This window comes from Streptomyces sp. NPDC048664 (genome assembly GCF_040650555.1).
Taxonomy (GTDB): Bacteria; Actinomycetota; Actinomycetes; order Streptomycetales; family Streptomycetaceae; genus Streptomyces.
The window spans coordinates 148521-166300 of sequence record NZ_JBEZHK010000004.1; the positions used below are offsets into that span (position 1 = coordinate 148521).

The window sequence follows — 17780 nt, forward strand, 5'->3', positions numbered from 1 at the left end:
GGACGACGGCTCTTCCCCTCGCCGGTCATGATCGAAGCCTCAGCATCGACCAGGAGGGGGTGCCGCTGTGCCGGTCCTGCGCCAGATCACCACGTGCACCGAGCCGTCGACCGTCGTCATCGAACGCCGCGTCCGCACACGCGACCGGTCAGTGGACTACCGGCTGGAGGTCTGCCGGCGTCACAGGTGGCTGGCGAGCAACTGGACCGGTCGGCGCAGCGCCGAGGGATCGGGCGGACGGTGCGGCACCGTCATGGACTACCGCCCCTACGCCCAGATCGTGCAGTCCCACGCCGACCTGTGGCTGCGGCCGTTGGCCGCCAACGGCCCCGAGGACCACGACGGCGACCTCGCGGCCGCGCTGCGCGCGGGGTTCGAGTTTCTGACCGCGCACCGAGAACCGACCGGCGTGGCGATAGCGCTGGAGCACGCGGCGCGGATCACCGAGGCGATCGCCGCCGGCACCCTGCCCCTGGTCGAGGGCCAGGCCCAGGTCTTGGCGGCCCTCAGCGCGGCGGAGACCCTCGACGCCGGAGCACGAGGGGCCTGACCGGCTGCCGCACGCCAGCCACGGCCCGTCCGTTGTCACGGGGGCGTGGCGAAAGGGAGCGGTCGCGCGGGCCGTAGGGTCGAAGCCGACCGGCCCGTAACGGGGAGGCCGGGCCGTGAACGAGGAGTCTGTCTTGCCCGCCCTCAGTGTTGCCCTGACCGCTGCCATCGGAGCCATGGCCGGCGCTGCGGCGCGCCCCGTCGTCTTCGCCCGGTCGGTACCGGCGCCTGCGGCCGCACGCAACAGCTGTCCGCACTGCGGCGGCACCGTTCTCGACCGCCGGCTGCCGGTCCTGCCCGCCTCCGGGCGCTGCCCGGCGTGCGCACAGGCGATCGGTCCGCGCCCGCTCGTGCCGGAGGCGGCGGCCGCCATCGCGTTCGCCGCCATCGCGTCGGGCGGAGCGAACGGCTGGTTCGCCGCCGCTCAGTACTGGGTGGCCGCGTGCGGGGTCGCCCTGGCGCTGATCGACATCGCCGTACAACGACTCCCCGACGTGCTCACCCTTCCAGCCTGTGGCGGAACGCTCCTTCTGCTCACGGCGGCCGCGATGGCGGGCGAGCCCGGGAGCCTGGGCCGCGCGGCGGCAGCCGCCGCCGTGCTCACCGCCGTCTTCCTCCTCATGGCGTTCGCCGGCGCCATGGGGCTCGGAGACGTCAAGTTCGCACCGGCCGTCGGGGCGCTCCTGGGCTGGAGCAGTTGGACGGTCCTGTTTTGGGGAGCGGCTGCGGGCTTCATCGTCGGTGCCGTCTCGGAGGTGGCGCGGATGGCGGCCGGCCGCGCCCGCCGCTCGCACGTCTCCTTCGGCCCCTACATGGTCATCGGGGCCCTGGCGGTCTCCGTCACGTCCTGACCTCACCCGGAATTTCCGGAAACACCGCTTCCTGTAATTAGTCTTCCTGTATATCAATTTCCTGAGCGGCTTCTGCCTGGCCCCGATGTTCCGGAATGCGTTTTCCCGGAATGAACCAAGCCTGGCCAAAGCTTCTGCGCGACACGAAGATCGAATCCCGAAACAAGACGAATTGATTCTTCGCCGCCTTCGCCAGCCTCATCGGCACCGCGATGGAGATGCCTCGCGCAGGCCGCCGGCGAGCGTATTCAGGCCGACGACACCAGGAAGAGCCGCACATGAACACCCTCACCCGCCGCGTCGCGACCGTGGCAACCACCGGCGCGCTGCTCCTTGGCGGCGCCGTCGCAACCGCCTCCACCGCCAGCGCCGCGACGGTCGGGGCCGGAGCCTGCACCCACCAGATCAGGCTCAACACCGACGTGTACACGACCGTAAAGTTCCGCACGGGCCCTGGCACCGGCTACACCGCCACCGGGCAGCTCTCCAGGGGCACCGACGTGTACTGGCAGTGCAACAAGGGCGACAACGGCAAGCCCGGCGCCTGGGGCTACGTCACCGTGAAGTCCGGCGCCCACAAGGGCAAGAAGGGCTGGGTCGCCGCCCAGTACATCAACGTGCCGATGCAGCTGGACTGACCACCACCCTGCCGGCAGAGACGCCCAACCCGAGCTCTCCCGGCCCATCCAACGCCTGAGCCGTCACTACGAACAGGCCCAGGACGACGCGACGGCGGCCCGGCCCCCTGTGAACCCGGGCCGCCGTCCGCGTACCCCGCGCACGGAACCCGGCTTCCATCCCGCAGCTGGTCTTCCGCCGGTCCGAGCCCGAGAGCCGCCGACCGGGCGATCGAGTCCCAGGACGGGCACCTTGAATCTCACTTCCTCGCCACTCCGCGCACCGGCGTCCCGCCTGGAGCGGGCAGTGGCCCGTGCCCGCGGGCAGGAGCGGGCCGCCCTCGCTGCCTACCTCCCCGCCGGCTACCCCACGCTCGACCAGAGCCTCGACGCCCTGCACCTGCTCGCGACCACCGCCGACGTGATCGAGATCGGCCTGCCCTACAGCGACCCCCTCATGGACGGTCCGCTCATCCAACGAGCCGCCGAGCAAGCCCTCCGGGCCGGATTCCGCACCGAGCACCTCTTCACCACCGTGCGGGAACTCGCCGCGGCCTCCAACGCCGCGCTCGCCGTCATGACCTACTGGCAGCCCGTCCACCACTACGGCCCCGCCCGGTTCGCCCAGCGCCTCGCTGCGGCCGGCGGGGCGGGCGTCGTCATTCCCGACCTGCCCGTCGAAGAGGCCTCCGACTGGCTGAGCGCCGCCCGCGAACACCACTTGGACACCGTGTTCGTCGTCGCGCCGAACGCCACCGACCAACGCCTGGCCCGCGTCTGCGCTGCCGCCAGCGGCATGGTCTATGCCCCCGCAACCACCGGTGTCACCGGCAGTCAAGGCCCTCTCCACCCCGGTCTGCCCGCCTTCATCGACCGCCTGCGCACCCTCACGCACCTCCCCGTCGGCGTCGGCATCGGTGTCTCCACCCCGGAGCAAGCAGCACTCGTCGGTACCTACGCCGACGCCGTCATCGTCGGCTCCGCCTTCATCCGCGCGCTCGACTCCGCACCCGGCCCCGCCGGCGCCCTCCAGGCCGCTCTTCTCGCCCAACGTCTCACCGACGGGCCCCTGCGCTCACGGCCTGCCGCAGCCTGAAATCGACAAGGTGACGGACTACCAGAGAACGCTTGCAGGGCATCCCGCCACATACGGGAACACCGCACATGACGATCTGGCCCAGAGCTCAGAGGACCGGTGTGCCTACCAGGCAGTAGAGGTCTAAGGTGCGGACCGGACCACCAGACTGCCGACCGCTCATGGACGAGCACACAGGAGCGGACCGCATGCTTTCAATGCGCCCAGCCACGCCAGCTGACCAGGCCGGCCTCACCGCGATGATCCAGGCGCGCTCCGACTGGATGAAGGACAAGCAGCTCCCGAACTGGCACAGCTGGGGAAAGCACGTCCACGAGCTGGCCAGCAACTGCACACGGCACCCGAGTGCAATGTGGGTCCTCACCGGACACGACGACCGGATCCTGGGCTGCACAACGATCCTTCGCACCGCCGCGCCCTGGACCTGGACCACGACCGAGGCCGCCGACAGCGCTTACTACCTCAACGGCACCGTCACAGACCCTGCCGAACGCCACCGCAAGCTCGGCGCAGTCATCGCCCACTGGGTCGTCGACCGCGCTGCGCGCGAAGGCATCAGCCGCGTACGTCGAGACTGCAGTTCCCCCGCTCTCGCCGAGTACTACCAGCAGCAGAACTTCCAACTCATCCGCCAGGTGTCGGCTCGCGAAGGACACACTTCGTACGCCTTGGAACGCAAGGCAACACGGATTCCCGAGCTTGCCAGCTGGGTTGTCTCAGAAATTTCTACTCCCGAAAAATCTGAGAAGCCGAGGACGCTTCTGCTCCCGCCCGCAAAACGAACAGTGGGAACAGCGCAATGCCTCTCGCATTCCTGAGCAGTAGGGGGCGAACCGGGAGCGCCACTCCCCAAGCTTCGATCTTTCGTGACCGTCCGCTGGCTTCTTTGAGGGAAGATGCGGCTGCGAGCGGAGCAAGGCAACCGAGGAGGGGGTACGGCTGTACCGGTCCTCGCCAGATCACCGCGTGCACCGCGCCGTCGACCGTCGTCATCGAGCGGCGCGGGCGGCTGCCGGGCCCCGGCGCGTCGCGCCCGCGCACACGACCGGTCGGTGGACTACCGGCCGAGAGTGTCCAGTCCCATGCCGCCGAATGGCTAGTGCTGTAGCCGGAAAGGTTCGCCGGATCAGGCATGGACGAGCAGTTTGAATGGGCTGGGCAGCCTCTGTGCCGGGGGTGGGAAGATCGCGGCGTGACTATGACCCTGCATGACTTTGATGGTGAGCACTCGCTGACGCTGGATGCTGGCGACCTGGCCTCTGATGCGGCGGTGGTTGCCGCCGGGCACGAGCCGAACGGGTACTTCTGGGAAGGTCTTGTGCAGTTCGCCTGGCCGGATCTTGCTGAGCGCCTCGACTTCGACAGCGAGGGCGGCATGTTCTGTGCGCTCGGGAGCTTGAGTGACCTCACGCAGCTCAAGACTGCCCTTGAGCCCGTGATCTCGAACCCCGGCGCGGTTCGCAAGCTTATTGCCCGTGCGGAGACGGCAGGCTTTGAGTTCGACGACTGATGCTGTGCCCAGCAGGTCTGCCGGTTCAGGCCGCAAGCTGGCTGACCAGTTCGGGCCGGCCCCATGTGCCATGGGGCCGGCCCATGTCGTGCGGTGGTTCAGGCCGGAGTCACAGACCGAGGATGAAGTCGAAGTCCGTGTCTTTCGCGCCGAGCAGCCACGCCTTGGCCTCGGCCGGGGTGTAGACGTGGGGCAGTCGATCGGGGTTCTGCGAGTCACCGATCAGGACGTACCCGTCCACGACGGCGACCCGCACGCAGTTTCCGCCGCCGCCGCTGTACTTGGACACCGTCCAGTCGACCGATGCGAGGTCGAATGAGGACGGGTCCGGCTTTTCTGTCACTGTTCTAGCTCCTTGATCTCTTTCTTGAGGCGCGTGCGCGTCTCGTCGGGGTCCAGCGCCCGCTCCCACAGGTTGGTGAAAGCTGCTGTGTAGCGCTGCACATCTTCTTCTCCGTCGAAGTACAGCGAACTGACCATTGTCTCCACCCACACGACCTGTCGGGCGGCCTCGGGGAAGGCCATGATGACGAACGGACCTGCTGCCCCCGGGTGTAGTCCGACTGCCTCCGGCAGGATGCGGATGGTGTTGCGGGAGTCCTCGGACTCCTCCAGGCTGCGCTCCAGTTGTCGACGTGCCACGGCTCGGTCGTCGACGGACGAGCTCAGGACTCGCTCGTCTACCAGGGCGCGAAACTCCGAGAGTGCGCCTTCTCGTACCTGCTGTTGACGGTCCATACGGACGTCGACGAGCGCCTTGACCTCGGAAGGGCGCAGATCGGGTCTCATTTGAGCGATGACACTGTAGGCGTAGTCCTCGATCTGGAAGAGGCCCGGCCAGATGTCGCGCTCGAAGTTCGACAGGGCAGTGGCCCGGCGCTCCATCTTCAAGAAGCCCTCAAATTGCATGGGGCCCAGGAGGTGAGCGTTACGCCGCCAGAGGGCGGGGCGCGGGCGGCCCGCGGGGGTGGTGTCCGCACTCAGAAGGGCCAGGATCTCTGACTGTTCCGTGGCGCTGGCCTGGTAGACCTCGAGCAGCGCCTCGACGAGGTCGCGGGCGACACGGCGGCGCTGTCCGCCCTCCAGCCTGCTGAGCCCGCTCTTGTCGATCCTGATACCGCGACGGACCAGCACTTCATGGCCGGCGACGTCGCCTTGGGTGAGGCCGCGCCGCTCGCGCAACTCCTCAAGGCGCAGGCCGACTTCGCTGAGGGTCAACGACCACGGCGTCTTCGCTTCTGGCATGGTGGCCAGTCTGACGGCTCTCCACGGCACCTACAAGCAATATGGCTAAGCAATTTGCTCGACCATATTGCTAAGGACTCACCCCAGGGAGCATCCTAGCCATGGTCACGAAGTGTGCAGCGCCCGTCGCCACGCGTGGAGGCGCTCCGCTGCCCGTATACGCCCAGGGAGGAGCTTCCGCGATGCGCCGGACGCTGTTCAGCCTCCTTCTGAAGGACCGGGACCTTCTTGGGTGGGAGGCGTTCTGCGTCCACTTCGCGGCCACTGGCCGTGATCTCGCGCGGGAAACCGGCAACCGTCGGCTGGCCACAGCCAGCGTTGGGCGCACCACGTTCGACAGGTGGTCGTCGGGCACATGGTCCGGTCGTCCTCGCGGCGAGGCTGCTCAGATTCTGGAGCGCATGCTCGGGCACTCTGTCGAGGAGCTGTTCAACCTGGCGCCCGAAGCAAGCGAGCCAACGGCACCGTTGGAATCGGTGGCTGCGCGGATCGGCGCGCGCTGGCCCACATCCACGGTGCTGCTCCCTGCCGGCGGGCCTGCTGGGCTCTGGGAGATCTCCGGACAGCAGCGCCTGGACGGAACCAGCGCCGCCATCCATCTTCTTCCCGTCATCAGACGAGACGGGGAAGCCAGCGTGCATGGGCTGGACCCTGACGGACTACGCGACCTGGAGCGGTTCTTACGGCCGGCGCGCCGTGGTTTCCTTGTCGGCGTCGAGGACAGTCGGGACGATGTCAACGTGTACGTCCGCGACGCTGCGGGTGCTCGGAGGCCCACTCTTCCCGGATCGCCGGACACCGGGCCGATGTCGATCCCCTCGGCGTACCTCTTGGACGACCTCTCCTACGGCATTGTCTGGGCGCTCACTCAGCTCGATGACGGCCTTTTGTCCGATGATCAGGCGCTCCACGCGGAACAGAACCTTCTCGACACCTACCTGTCCATGCCCCGCTCGGCGCCCAGCCAGCTGCTCGTTGACCTGTCGACCGTCGGCAGTAGTTGGATGGGATCGGCGTTCTGCGCCCGGCACATCCAGCAGGAACTGACGGACGCGAGCGAAGTGCCGATCTTCTGGACTCGTGAGCAGACCGGCGAAGAGGCGGCCTGCTGGCTGTTCTTCCGACATAAGCTGGAGTACCTGCGAGCACTTGAGCGATTCCACAGCGCGACAGCACAGACCGTCCGGGTGTTCTGTCTGCCCGAGGCCGTGGTGGCGCGCTCGGAGAAGTACGAGCGGATCTTGCTGCTGCTGGCGATCGCTCTGATGGAGCGCTGCGGGATCCGCGTGAGGGTGGTGCCGAAGACGGAGTACTCGGAGATGGACGGGGTAGCCCTGGTGCCCGGTCAACGGGCCGTCGTGGCCAACTGGGTCCGGGCCCCGGGTGGTGCGCTGTGGGCGGCCCGCAGTACGTCATCCCGCGGGGACCTGCGTTCCTACGCCACTGTGTTCGCCGACGCGCAGGGAGCCGACGTGCTCGTGGGCGAGGATCCGGCGAGCCGCCTACGGTCTCTCGCGGACTACCTGGGCCTGGACTGGCGCTGGTTGACCGCCCGCTGTCACGCTCTGGGCGAGTACGGCGTGGCCGGCCTCGTTCGGCCCCGCAGTCGTCTGCTCACCGTGGAAGCGCTGGATGAGACCCTGCTCTTCCTCGGCAAGGTCGGCTAGTCCCGCGATGACTGCCGTCCGCGCAGCCACCCTGTCCGAAAGGCCCTCCGTGTTCTCCGCAGATTCTGCCCCGAACCGCACCGTCCTGGTGCTCACCCTCGGCGGCACCATCGCCATGACGCGCACCGCAGCGGCCCCCGGCGTCACACCGACGCTGACCGGCTCCGACCTGGTGGGCGCCGTTCCCGGCCTCCAGGACACCGCTGAGGTCACGGTGGAGGACTTCCGGCAGTTGCCCGGGGCCTCCCTGGCGACTGGCGACATCGTCGGCCTCGCCGAACGGCTCAGCAGAGCCGAAGGAGAGGGCTTCGACGGGGTGGTGGTGACGCAGGGCACCGACACCCTCGAGGAGACCTCGTACCTCACCGACCTCTACTACCCGGGCGCGATGCCGGTGGTCTTCACCGGCGCGATGCGCAATGCCGCGTCGGCCGGAGCCGACGGTCCGGCGAACCTCCTGGCCGCCGTGCAGACTGCAGGCAGTTCAGAGGTTCGGGGCGCCGGGATCCTCGTGGTCCTGGGTGACGAGATCCATGCCGCCCGCGACGTCCGGAAGACGCACACGACTAGCCCGGGAGCATTCGCATCGCCGAACACGGGGCCGCTGGGCCACGTGGTGGAAGGGATGGTGCGGTTGCACCGGCTGCCGAAGCCGATCGCTCCTCTGCCGCTGCCGATCGCTCCCCTGCCGCAGGTGGAGATCGTCACCGCATCCCTGGGTAGCAGCGGGACGCTGCTGAAGGGCCTGGAGAACGAGATCTCCGGCCTCGTGGTGGCCGCGTTCGGCGTCGGTCACGTCCCCGAGAGCTGGTGCGGCCCGCTGGAGGAGCTGGCGGCCGCCATGCCGGTCGTCCTCGCCACTCGCATCGGTGCCGGCCCCGTCCTGACCTCGACTTACGGCTTCGACGGCTCCGAGCGCGACCTGCTGGCCCGTGGCCTGATCGGGGCAGGAACCCTCGACCCGTACAAGGCCCGGCTGCTCCTGGCCGCCCTGCTGGCAGCCGACACGCCTCGCACGGAGATCGCGAAGGCGTTCCTCGACCGCTCCTGACCACCATCGACCAGCACAAAGGACACCCACCATGCGTTTCGCCCAGGTCCGCACCGGCAGGCAGTTCGTGCTCGCTCTCGACCATGGGGAGGACTTCTTGGAGGGCCTCACGCAGTTCTGCGCGGACCAGGACATCCGGGCCGGATACATCCCGACATTCGTCGGCGGCCTCCGGGCGGCCCGGCTGGTGGGCTCGTGTGAACCGCTCGCCGACCCCGAGGCCCCCTTGTGGGAAGAGGTACACGTCGAGACGCTTGAGGCGCTCGGCGGTGGGACGCTCGCCTGGGACCCCGAGAAAGACTGCCTGGCCCCACACATCCATGTCGCGGCCGGCCTCAAGGCGAAGTCCGCCGAAGGGCGGGTGTCGCACCTGCTCGGCGCGACGGTGCAGTTCATCTGCGAGATCCCCATCGTCGAAGTCGTCGGTGACGACGACGGGCCGGCCCTGACTCGCCGGCGCAGCGCGGACCTGTACGACGTACCCCTGCTCGGCTTCGGCAAGAGCAGCTGAAGGCGGAGTGACGATGCGCAGGGCAATCCGATTCCCGGAGGTGGTGGAGGCCCACCGCATGCGCATCTTCGAAACGTTCGCGGTCCACTTCAAGCAGGCGGCCAAGGAGGTTGCCCGGCTCGATGGCAACGCCTCCCTTGCCTCCGTGTACGTCGCACGGTCCACCTGGGACCGCTGGATGGCCGGAGACATCAAGGGCCTTCCGCGACCGGCGACGTGCCGTGTTCTGGAGCATCTGTTCGGCGAGCCGGCCGATCAGCTCTTCGGTTCGCTGGAGCCCGAAGTTACGACTACGGCGCCCATGGCGGGGGACGACTCGAGCTCGCCTCACCTGGCCGCCATGGAGTCGTTTCGCCTCGCTGACCGCCAGCTCGGCGGGGGGCATGTGTACCGGTCTGTGGTGCACTACCTGAACACGGTCGTTGCCCCGGCCCTCTTCGGTGCAGCGGACAGGGACGAAGACAGCGAGACCGCTTTCGGCGCGGCGGTTGTCCTCACCGAGATGGCAGCCTGGATGGCCCACGATGCGGGCCGAGACGATCTGGCGTCCGGCCACTTCAATCGTGCCCGTCGGCTGTCGCAGAGTCTGACCGACGTGACGGCGGGTGCGAACGTGATGGCCGGCATGAGCCACCTGGCCCTGCAGACCAGTCAGGTCGATGCCGCGGCAGATCTCGCCCGCAGCGGGCTCGCGCGCCTCGCGGCCGGCCCGCAGGTGCCGACCCTCAAGGCTCGCCTGCACGCCATGGAGGCCCGGGCGCTGGCGCAGCTCAATGCCGAGTCCGAGGCGCAGCGCGCGCTTGATTGTGCACGCGAGGCCCTGGCCCTCGCGCGGACGGCGCCGCCGTCCAGATGGGTGGCTCCGTTCGACGAGGCAGCACTCGCCAGCGAGGCAGCCTCTGTTCTCCTGGATCTTGGCGTGCTCAAAGCGGCAGCCAAGGAAGCGGAGCACGCCTTGGCGCTGCGCGATGCGAGCCGGGTCCGCAGCCGCGCGTTCGGGCAGGTCACGTTGGCGCAAGTTCTCCTCGCGCAGGGGAAGCCCGACGCCGCGTGCTCGATCGGCATGGAGCTGCTGAACTCCAGCCAGTCGGTGACGTCTCTGCGCCTCAGCCGTCAACTCGACGCTCTGCAGGCTGATTTCGACCCTTACCGACAGGTCCGTGAGGTCCGCGAGCTCCTCTCTCGGATGACCGCCACAGCACAGCACCGTAGATTGCTGCTCGGCAGTCTCGCGCTCCCGGAAGGTCCGCAGTGAAAGATGCACCCATGCCAGGCGATCCCGGCCGTGAGGCCTACCTGGCCGAGGGCAATGCCCAGCAGGCCCGGAAGCGTGCCGCTGCGGACGCGCTGATCCGGGATCACGCCGGGAGGCTGCTTCTGGTGAATCCGACCTACAAATCGGGCTGGGATCTGCCCGGCGGCATGGCCGAAGACAACGAGGCCCCCGAGGACGCCCTTCGACGCGAACTCAGGGAGGAGCTCGATCTTGCGGTTGCCGATCTTCGGTTCCTGGTCGTCGACTGGGTCGGGCCCCACGGCCCGTGGGACGACCTCCTCGGATTCGTCTTCGACGCCGGCGTCCTGTCAGCCGAGCAGGTTGCCGGCCTGAAGCCGGTCGACGAGGAGATCTCCGAGCACCGCTTCTTCGAGATCCCGCAAGCGCTGCCGTTGTTGCCAGAGCGCCAGCGAGCTCGGACCGTCAACGCCCTTCAGGTCCTGGACGACGGGGTTCCGCGCTACCTCCGCGATGGAGTCGCTCTCTGAAGGAGCCCGTCCGCTCGGATGATCACACGATGACCTCCACGGATGGAGCGCGCTCGTCGGGCTTGAACAGCGCGCTTCGCACGCGGGCGAATACCTCTTCGGCGAAAGCGAGTTCCTGCTCGGTGAGGGGTTGGCCGAGGAGACCATGGTCGTGCCGGTGCTGCTCGTCGCCGATGCCGAGAATCAGCACAGCGTTCTGGACACGCTGAAGGATGGCCCGCAGAGCGACCCGGGCCAGTTCCTGCGGAGACGAGCCGAACCGGCCGGCCAGCTGTGCGAGACCGTGGGTGACTGCTGCAGCCACAGCCCCATGGCCGGGCTCCGTGTCCGGCCACGCGGCCAGAGCACGCTCCACGCAGCCGCCCGCGAGCACCCCGTGCGCCAGCGGGGAGGCGATCACCAGACCGACGCCGTGGCGCACAGCGAAGGCGCCGAGATCTTCACCTTCCCCGAGATCGGCCAGCGGCAGCAACGCGCTCGCCTGCGTCCAGAGCACGTCGGGGCGGATGCGGTCGAAAAGGTCCAGGAAGCGACCTATCGAGCGTTCTGAGGAGTGAGATCCTGGGCCTCGCAGCCCGATAGCTCGGATCTGGCCGAGATCGCGTAGGGCCCGCATCTGCTCGATCACAGGGTCGAGGTAGCGGTCGCCAAGGCCGAAGTCGTAGGACTCCAGGGTGTAGAGGGCCAACTGGTCCAGATACAGGTTCTCCAGGGTCTGCTCGAGTTGGTGGCGGACCCGCGGGCCGGCGTAGGGGTGCGGAGCAGAGCCCTGCATCCGGCCGACTTTGCTCGCGACCTGGACCCTGTGGCCCGGGTGCTCCTTGAGGACTTTGCCGACCAGTCGCTCGGCGTGGCCGCACCGGTGGCTGTCGGCTGTGTCGAGCAGCTGCATTCCGTCATCTTTGCCGCCGGCTTCCAGAGCGCGCCGCAGCCCGTCGAGTAGCCGTGCGTCCTGGGGGTGAGGGGCGCTCGGGGCCCAACGGGAGGTTCCGCTGCTGATGCCCAGCGGCCGCACCGTCAGGTCTGGGGCCAAACGGCGGGGCGCGAGATCGCTCAGTGTCATCGGTCAGCGTCTCCGGCCTGGTAGAGGAAGATGGCGATGACCCGCTTCCCCTTCTTGTCGCGCTGGACTCCCCAGGTGCTCGCCAGTACGTCCACCAGAAACAGGCCTCTCCCGCCTTCGTCGTATTCATCGGCGGCCGGGGGTGCCCCCGGCACTGCGGTGGTGTCTTCACCGTCATCCCGAACCTGGATTGCCACTCCCCAGTCATACACATCGAGGGAGATGTCGAGCGCCGCTCCCGCGTGCTCAACAGCGTTGCCCACCAACTCGTCAGCCACCAGGACCACGTCGTCCGTGTACTCGCTGTCGGCCGTCCCTGCGAGAGTCGTGCGAACTATGTGCCGGGCGGCGCTCTGCGGGGCTTCGAGGCCGTAGAGGTCAATCGCAGCGTGCGTCACCTCGCGACCGCCGTCGCGTCCATGGACACATGGCAAGACAGTGCTGGTAGGACCAAGCACGGTGGGATCACTCCTCGCTGCAATCGCGGTGCCCAGGGGCACGGACGGGACGTCCTGCTGAATACCGTGGCGCATGTCGCGGCGAGGGTGATAGCGAAACCCGTCCCCACTTCTCCCCACTTCACCGACGACTGATCGCCCTCCCGGCGCGCACAGAGACGCACCAAGGGAACCGAAGCGGGAACAACTAGGCGATATTCGTACGCTTGGCACGAGTCGAGATGTTTCAGTAAGAGGCCGCCGCCCATTCTCACGTCCAGCAGCGAGGGGCCCATTCGCGCGCCAGATGCCACCTCACCTGGGCAGATACCAAGATGGGGGTCTCAGAGCCCACGCGAATCGCATTTACCTCACCTTCGGAAATCCTGTCAACCGCTTCCAGGGAAGTGGGGCGAAGTGGGGTGGCGAAGCTGATCTCCAGCGGCGGTGTCACGCAGAAGGGCATCAACGCCGAGTTGCGTGCCCGAATTCAGCACTATTGTCCGGGCCTCTCTGGGAGCTGAAGGGGGATTTCAGCCGTCCTCCGTGCACTCGAAGTGGGGAGAAGTGGGGTCCGATTTCGCTATCGGAGCATGCCGGGGAACGGCAACGCTATTCGCAGCTCCTTCGCCCCGCCGTCCACGGAAAGGTTGCCGTGATCACTCTCATCGCGCCGGTCCTTGGCGTCCTGCCCGTTGCCGATGTCCGCGAGGGCAGTTCGTCGGGACGGCAGGATGCGGCACCGCTTCGCCTCGGCTGGCCTCGGCGTAGCGGTGCCGACACAGGCACCGCACTGAACCACCAGGTCGTGGAAGACCGACCGGCCTCTTCCCGCCCCTTGATCGGAGACAACGTGTACTCGGCATTGCGTCCGAAGCCCGACTCGCGTGGACGCCCCGCTTCCCGCGCCTTCGAGATCAGGCGGCGCCACCCTCTCGACACCGTGCACGCTGTCGAGGACCTGGTGGAACGGGTGCTGGGCACGTCGCCGCTGCCCCGCGACGACAACGACGTCACGCTGCTCCTCGTGGGCCTGCGCCAGCAGCTCCCCCACCTGGAGCAGCTCCTGGGCGACACGGCCCCGGACTTGGTCAGCCAGGCACGCCGTATCCGTGATGAGCCGGTGCCGGATGGACGCATGCCCATGGTGATCCTCACCATCCGGCTCGCGGAGATCGCCCAGGCCTTGGTCGGCGCTCTCCCGGGGAACGGCCTGCCGCGTGGCACGGCCACAGGAGATCTTCTCCCCTCCGACGGCCACGCAGTGGCCGGCCGCCGGAACGGGGCCGAGCCGGAACTCACCAAGACCGAGCCAATGCCCCTCCCTGAGCTCGCCCGCACGTCGGCGCCCGGCCCCGCCAGGCCACCTTCGCAGCACCGGTCGAGTCGGGCGGCCGAGTTGGTCAGTGCCGCTGCGGGTTCGCTGGGCGACTGTGGGCCGCCCGCATAGACCCGAGCCCGGCGACGCGCCACGCCCCGCTCGTCGCCGGCGCTCGCCGTGGGCTTTCGGCTTCCGACTCTGGGGGGACCGTCCGGCACACCGCCGGCCCGGTCCCGGAAGCCGAAAGCGAGTGGCAGATCCCCCGTGCTGCCGTCCCGGCTGCCGCGGCACCCAGAACGCACCCGCGGCGGCCGGTCCACCCCCCTCCATGCCTTCCCACCCTCCCACCGTCCGAGGACTCATGACCCCCATAGACCGCTCTGGCCACAGGGCGCCGCGGCGCATCATGACGGTGCGCACCCGACTCATCGTCGTGGCCTCCGTCGCGATCGCCGCACTGCTCGCCCTGGTCGTCTTCAACGCCGTGCCGGCCTGGGACAAGCAGAGGAACCTGCGCAACGACAGCACCACGGGCCGCCTCGGCGGCGAAGCGTCGCTGCCCCTGTTCATCGCGGCACAGGCCGAGCGCAAGCTCACGGCCGCCTACCTGGCTGACCCGTCTTCCGCCGCGAAGGCGGCCCTGAAGGCGCAACGGGGCAAGACCGACGCCGGTCTCGCGTCCTTCAGACGCTTGTCCGGCACCGAGCTGCGCACCGACCAGCGGCACCGATGGGAGTACGTCGAAGCGGTCTACCGGCAGCTCGAAGACCTGCCCCGAGTGCGTAAGAACGTGGACGCCCGGGAGGGCGAGCCGGATGAGGCCACCGGCTACTACACCTCCCTGATCAACAGGATGATCAGCTTCTATCAGGCGCTGAGCGCGATGGACGACGGCCCGCTCACCCTGGAGACCAGGCCACTGGTCGGACTCTTCTACGCCTCTGACGCCCTAGCCCAGCAGGACATGCTCATCACCCAGGCACGGCAATCCGGGCAGATGACGGACGCCCACCGGGTGGCCTTCGCGGAGGCGTACGGCACCCAGCAGGTGATGTACGAGCGGTGGATCGCTCCCTACCTGCCTGAGCAGGAGAAGGCGCTCTACGACAAGATCACCGCGAGCCCGGAGTGGAAGGCGCTCCAGGCGGCGCAGCGGTCGGTCATCACGCCGCCGACCGACGACCTCGGGAAGGAGCAGATCGGCGACCGGTCCTCCCTCCTCCGGTGGGACGACGCGTACGCGAAGGTCAGCGGGCAGCTCGCCGGCCTGAACCTGCAGCGCACGCAGGGGCTGCTCGCCCACGGCTTCCAGCGGGCGGACGAGATCCGCACTCAGGTGTTCCTCCAGGCCGCCGGCAGCCTGGTGGCAATCCTGCTGATCGCCGGGCTCATCATCTGGTTGATCCGTTCCATCTCCTCGCGGCTGCGTCAGCTGCGTCAGCAGACACAGGAGGGCGCCGAACGGCTGCCGCAGGTCGTGGACCGGCTGATGCGCGGCGAAGTAGTCGACGCAGAAACGGAATTCCTAGAGCCGGACCGCGGTGACGAGTTCAGCCACGTCCAGGCCGCCCTGATCGAGGCCCAGCGCACTGCGGTGCGCCAGGCCGCTGCTCAGGCCGGCGACCGCCGAGGGATCGGCGCATTCGTCGCGGCGGCGACCGAGCGGACCCTCGGACACATCAACCGGGCCCTGGGCCACCTGGAGAAGGTGATGGCCCGGCCGGACGTCGACCCTGCCCTGCTGGACGAGCTGATCACCATCGACGGGGCCGTCTCTGCCAGCCGCCGCCACCAGGAGCATGTCGGGACGCTGGCCGGCAGCATGCGGCAGGACCTCTACGACCGGCCGAGGTCGATTCTCGACCTCGTCAACGACGCCGCTGTGGAGACCGGTTCTCCCAAGCGGGTAGCCAACCAGGTCACCCACACCGCCTTCGTCCCGCCACAGCACGCGGCCGCCACAGTGAAGGTCGTTGCCGCGCTGATCGAGAACGGGATCGGCAACTCCACCGGCGATGTGACCGTGCGCAGCATCAAGGCCGTGCACGGAATCGCCCTGGAGATCGAGGACACCGGCTTCGGGATGCCCCAGGAGGCCATCGACGCCGCCAACGCCGAACTCGCCCAGCACGACCAAGCGACGTTCGAGGCCATGGCGCAGCGGCGAGGCAAGCTCGGCCTGTTCGTCGTCGCGCGCCTGGCCGGCCACCACCATCTGAACGTGTCGCTCAGGCGATCCGCGTACAGCGGGATCACCGCCGTCGTCATGATCGACAACAAGGCGCTCACAACGGTGAAGCAAGACGTCGTCGCGCCTCCCGCGCAGGCCCGCCCCGCGCCGCCGACGGCTCCCGCCCCGGCGGCCACGGGCGGCGTGCCGTCAGGCGCTTCCCTGCCCCGTCGGCGACAGCCGGCCCTGGACCCGGCCGCCGCTCATGCGCAGCGGCAGGCCCAGCATCTCGGCGCCGGCGCACTTCCGGCAGCCACCGACGCCGACGCCGATCCGCTGCCGCGCCGCAATGCAGGCCAGCACCTCAACCCCATCCTGCGCAGCAGCGCTCCCTCCCCTCAGCCGCGGGGCGCGAGGGATGAGTCCGACCCCCAGCAAGTCGGGGCCGATTGGGCGGACTTCCAGGCCGCAACACAGCAGGCCCCTCAGAACCACCCCCACCGATAAGGACGAGAAGACATCATGAACCCCGAGATCCAGAACCTCCTTGACCAGCGCGTCGGCCAGATCGCTCACGTGCTCGGAGCGGTAGTCGTAACCGAGGACGGCATCTTCCGCTACATGAGCGGCTGGACGAACGTGGCCGCCGACCCCTCCAGGGACAAGTCCGCCGAGGCCGTACGCAGGGAGCTGGGCGAGCACCTGGCCGCGATGACCAGCAGCATGGCCACCCTGGCCCAGCGGCAGGCCGACTACATCAGCGGTGGCCACATGCTGCGCACGGTGGTTGAGACGGAGAAGGGCTGGTGCGTCGCCAGCCGCGCCGGCAATCACTGCGTCATCGCCGTGCACGCGTCGAAGGAGGCCACCCTCGGCCAGCTCGGCTTCGAGTTGACCGATCTCGCCGGGCAGCTCGGCGGCATGCTGGACGTCGAGCAGCGAGAGCTGGCCACGGGCGAGCACGGCGGGACGATCCTGTGACGGCGGCGTCGGGCGGCCGCCGGACGCGGCCGTACGCCGGAACCGGCGGCCGCACCCAGGCTCCCGACGCCACGTTGAGCATCGACACCCAGATCACCGCCCATACGGGACACGGGGGGCGGCTGCTCAGCGAGCAGCATCAGCTCGTTCTGGAACTGTGCTCCGAACCCAGGGCGGTGTCGGAGCTCGCCGGACTGCTGCAGCTGCCCGTCGGGGTCATCACCGTCATGGTCACCGACCTCCGGCAGCGCCAGATGGTGTCCACCCGGGCCCCGGTCGACATGTCCCGCAACGACAACGTCACTCACCGCCTCATGGAGCGCGTACACGCCGCCCTGCAGGCCCAATACGAAGAAGAAACCAGGGGGGCACGGGGTGCCAACTGAACCCACTCCGGAAGTCGTCAAGCTCGTCGTCGCCGGGGGCTTCGGGGTCGGCAAGACCACGTTCGTCGGTGCGGTCAGCGAGATCGAACCGCTGAACACCGAAGCCGTCATCACCGAGGCAAGCACCGGGATAGACCGCACCGACGGAGTCGAGAAGAAGACCACCACCACCGTCGCCTTCGACTTCGGCCGGCGCACCGTCGACGACGTCACCCTGTACCTGTTCGGCACGCCCGGCCAGGACCGGTTTTGGTACATGTGGGACGACATGGTCCGCGGCGCAGTCGGCGCCATCGTCCTGGCCGACACACGGCGGCTCGCCGACTGCTTCGCGAGCATCGACTTCTTCGACGTCCGCGGCGTGCCCTACATCGTTGCGGTCAACGCCTTCGACGGCGCTCCCGCCTACAGCGAGGCTGACCTGCGCGCCGCCATAGCTCTGCCGCCGCACATCCCCCTGCTCCAGCTGGACGCCCGCGAGTCCGGCTCGAGCACCCTCGCGCTGCTCACGCTCCTGAAGTACCGGCTCAGCCAGTCCGCCACCGCCTGATCCGAAGGACC

At 68.6% G+C, this 17780-nt stretch carries 20 protein-coding genes; 16 read left to right on the forward strand and 4 right to left on the reverse strand.

Annotated features, from left to right (window positions below):
* Nucleotides 1–67: 67 nt before the first annotated feature.
* The 6 genes from AB0C59_RS06135 to AB0C59_RS06160 all read left to right on the forward strand — a co-directional run bounded on the left by AB0C59_RS06135 (nt 68) and on the right by AB0C59_RS06160 (nt 4623).
* Nucleotides 68–550, forward strand: coding sequence for a hypothetical protein (locus tag AB0C59_RS06135; RefSeq protein ID WP_355272658.1), 483 nt, complete (start codon nt 68–70; stop codon nt 548–550).
* Between the two features lie 133 nt (nt 551–683).
* Nucleotides 684–1400 carry an A24 family peptidase gene (locus AB0C59_RS06140; RefSeq protein ID WP_355272656.1) on the forward strand — a complete coding sequence of 239 codons (717 nt, stop codon included), beginning with the start codon at nt 684–686 and terminating at the stop codon, nt 1398–1400.
* Between the two features lie 278 nt (nt 1401–1678).
* Complete coding sequence (locus AB0C59_RS06145) at nt 1679–2038, forward strand: SH3 domain-containing protein (protein WP_355272654.1); 360 nt, start codon at nt 1679–1681, stop codon at nt 2036–2038.
* Nucleotides 2039–2324: 286 nt separating this feature from the next.
* The gene (gene trpA / locus AB0C59_RS06150) at nt 2325–3113 is read left to right on the forward strand and encodes a tryptophan synthase subunit alpha (protein WP_363001345.1); all 789 of its coding nucleotides are present in this window, start codon (nt 2325–2327) and stop codon (nt 3111–3113) included.
* A gap of 161 nt (nt 3114–3274) precedes the next feature.
* Nucleotides 3275–3931: a GNAT family N-acetyltransferase gene (locus tag AB0C59_RS06155; RefSeq protein ID WP_355273274.1), complete on the forward strand. Its 657-nt coding sequence runs from the start codon at nt 3275–3277 to the stop codon at nt 3929–3931.
* 314 nt (nt 3932–4245) lie between these two features.
* Nucleotides 4246–4623, forward strand: coding sequence for an Imm51 family immunity protein (locus AB0C59_RS06160; RefSeq protein WP_355273276.1), 378 nt, complete (start codon nt 4246–4248; stop codon nt 4621–4623).
* 109 nt (nt 4624–4732) lie between these two features.
* Here the strand turns inward: AB0C59_RS06160 and AB0C59_RS06165 are convergent, their stop codons facing one another.
* On the reverse strand, nt 4733–4966 hold the full coding sequence (locus tag AB0C59_RS06165) for a DUF397 domain-containing protein (RefSeq protein WP_355273282.1): 234 nt from the start codon (nt 4964–4966) through the stop codon (nt 4733–4735).
* Entirely contained in the window at nt 4963–5868 is a 906-nt protein-coding gene (locus tag AB0C59_RS06170; protein WP_355273285.1) for a DUF5753 domain-containing protein, read from the reverse strand. The genes AB0C59_RS06165 and AB0C59_RS06170 overlap by 4 nt, the downstream gene beginning before the upstream one ends.
* 182 nt (nt 5869–6050) lie before the next feature.
* Here AB0C59_RS06170 and AB0C59_RS06175 point away from each other — a divergent pair, with 182 nt between their 5' ends.
* From AB0C59_RS06175 to AB0C59_RS06195, 5 genes are read left to right on the forward strand one after another with little or no spacing between them, the layout of a single operon-like run.
* Nucleotides 6051–7535, forward strand: coding sequence for a hypothetical protein (locus tag AB0C59_RS06175; RefSeq protein WP_355273288.1), 1485 nt, complete (start codon nt 6051–6053; stop codon nt 7533–7535).
* A gap of 7 nt (nt 7536–7542) precedes the next feature.
* On the forward strand, nt 7543–8586 hold the full coding sequence (locus AB0C59_RS06180) for an asparaginase (RefSeq protein ID WP_363001348.1): 1044 nt from the start codon (nt 7543–7545) through the stop codon (nt 8584–8586).
* Between the two features lie 31 nt (nt 8587–8617).
* Nucleotides 8618–9097 carry a PPC domain-containing DNA-binding protein gene (locus tag AB0C59_RS06185; protein WP_355273294.1) on the forward strand — a complete coding sequence of 160 codons (480 nt, stop codon included), beginning with the start codon at nt 8618–8620 and terminating at the stop codon, nt 9095–9097.
* A 58-nt stretch (nt 9098–9155) separates the two neighbouring features.
* Nucleotides 9156–10352: a hypothetical protein gene (locus AB0C59_RS06190; RefSeq protein ID WP_363001350.1), complete on the forward strand. Its 1197-nt coding sequence runs from the start codon at nt 9156–9158 to the stop codon at nt 10350–10352.
* 11 nt (nt 10353–10363) lie between these two features.
* Nucleotides 10364–10861 (forward strand): NUDIX hydrolase, encoded by a 498-nt coding sequence (locus tag AB0C59_RS06195; protein WP_355273300.1) that lies wholly within the window; start codon nt 10364–10366, stop codon nt 10859–10861.
* Nucleotides 10862–10883: 22 nt separating this feature from the next.
* Here the strand turns inward: AB0C59_RS06195 and AB0C59_RS06200 are convergent, their stop codons facing one another.
* Nucleotides 10884–11924, reverse strand: a complete 1041-nt coding sequence (locus AB0C59_RS06200; protein WP_363001352.1) for an aldo/keto reductase — start codon at nt 11922–11924, stop codon at nt 10884–10886.
* Nucleotides 11921–12322: an ATP-binding protein gene (locus AB0C59_RS06205; RefSeq protein WP_047181586.1), complete on the reverse strand. Its 402-nt coding sequence runs from the start codon at nt 12320–12322 to the stop codon at nt 11921–11923. The genes AB0C59_RS06200 and AB0C59_RS06205 overlap by 4 nt, the downstream gene beginning before the upstream one ends.
* A 694-nt stretch (nt 12323–13016) precedes the next feature.
* Between AB0C59_RS06205 and AB0C59_RS06210 the strand changes: the two genes are divergently transcribed.
* The 5 genes from AB0C59_RS06210 (at nt 13017) to AB0C59_RS06230 (ending at nt 17769) form a co-directional block, all read left to right on the forward strand.
* Nucleotides 13017–13811, forward strand: a complete 795-nt coding sequence (locus AB0C59_RS06210; RefSeq protein ID WP_355273305.1) for a hypothetical protein — start codon at nt 13017–13019, stop codon at nt 13809–13811.
* 232 nt (nt 13812–14043) lie between these two features.
* Entirely contained in the window at nt 14044–16359 is a 2316-nt protein-coding gene (locus AB0C59_RS06215; protein WP_363001355.1) for a nitrate- and nitrite sensing domain-containing protein, read from the forward strand.
* 15 nt (nt 16360–16374) lie between these two features.
* Nucleotides 16375–16833, forward strand: a complete 459-nt coding sequence (locus AB0C59_RS06220) for a roadblock/LC7 domain-containing protein (RefSeq protein ID WP_355273311.1) — start codon at nt 16375–16377, stop codon at nt 16831–16833.
* Nucleotides 16830–17219 carry a DUF742 domain-containing protein gene (locus AB0C59_RS06225; RefSeq protein ID WP_355273314.1) on the forward strand — a complete coding sequence of 130 codons (390 nt, stop codon included), beginning with the start codon at nt 16830–16832 and terminating at the stop codon, nt 17217–17219. Before AB0C59_RS06220 ends, AB0C59_RS06225 begins: the two co-directional genes overlap by 4 nt.
* Nucleotides 17209–17769 (forward strand): ATP/GTP-binding protein, encoded by a 561-nt coding sequence (locus AB0C59_RS06230; protein ID WP_355273317.1) that lies wholly within the window; start codon nt 17209–17211, stop codon nt 17767–17769. Before AB0C59_RS06225 ends, AB0C59_RS06230 begins: the two co-directional genes overlap by 11 nt.
* The last annotated feature ends 11 nt before the right edge of the window (nt 17770–17780 follow it).

What these genes read in the sequence shown, in the direction of transcription:
- AB0C59_RS06145 (WP_355272654.1), top strand. Translation starts at nt 1,679, where the DNA reads ATGAACACCCTCACCCGCCGCGTCGCGACCGTGGCAACCACCGGCGCG.
- AB0C59_RS06155 (WP_355273274.1), top strand. Translation starts at nt 3,275, where the DNA reads ATGGACGAGCACACAGGAGCGGACCGCATGCTTTCAATGCGCCCAGCC.
- AB0C59_RS06160 (WP_355273276.1), top strand. Translation starts at nt 4,246, where the DNA reads ATGGACGAGCAGTTTGAATGGGCTGGGCAGCCTCTGTGCCGGGGGTGG.
- AB0C59_RS06170 (WP_355273285.1), bottom strand. Translation starts at nt 5,868, where the DNA reads ATGCCAGAAGCGAAGACGCCGTGGTCGTTGACCCTCAGCGAAGTCGGC.
- AB0C59_RS06175 (WP_355273288.1), top strand. Translation starts at nt 6,051, where the DNA reads ATGCGCCGGACGCTGTTCAGCCTCCTTCTGAAGGACCGGGACCTTCTT.
- AB0C59_RS06180 (WP_363001348.1), top strand. Translation starts at nt 7,543, where the DNA reads ATGACTGCCGTCCGCGCAGCCACCCTGTCCGAAAGGCCCTCCGTGTTC.
- AB0C59_RS06185 (WP_355273294.1), top strand. Translation starts at nt 8,618, where the DNA reads ATGCGTTTCGCCCAGGTCCGCACCGGCAGGCAGTTCGTGCTCGCTCTC.
- AB0C59_RS06190 (WP_363001350.1), top strand. Translation starts at nt 9,156, where the DNA reads ATGCGCATCTTCGAAACGTTCGCGGTCCACTTCAAGCAGGCGGCCAAG.
- AB0C59_RS06195 (WP_355273300.1), top strand. Translation starts at nt 10,364, where the DNA reads ATGCCAGGCGATCCCGGCCGTGAGGCCTACCTGGCCGAGGGCAATGCC.
- AB0C59_RS06200 (WP_363001352.1), bottom strand. Translation starts at nt 11,924, where the DNA reads ATGACACTGAGCGATCTCGCGCCCCGCCGTTTGGCCCCAGACCTGACG.
- AB0C59_RS06215 (WP_363001355.1), top strand. Translation starts at nt 14,044, where the DNA reads ATGACCCCCATAGACCGCTCTGGCCACAGGGCGCCGCGGCGCATCATG.
- AB0C59_RS06220 (WP_355273311.1), top strand. Translation starts at nt 16,375, where the DNA reads ATGAACCCCGAGATCCAGAACCTCCTTGACCAGCGCGTCGGCCAGATC.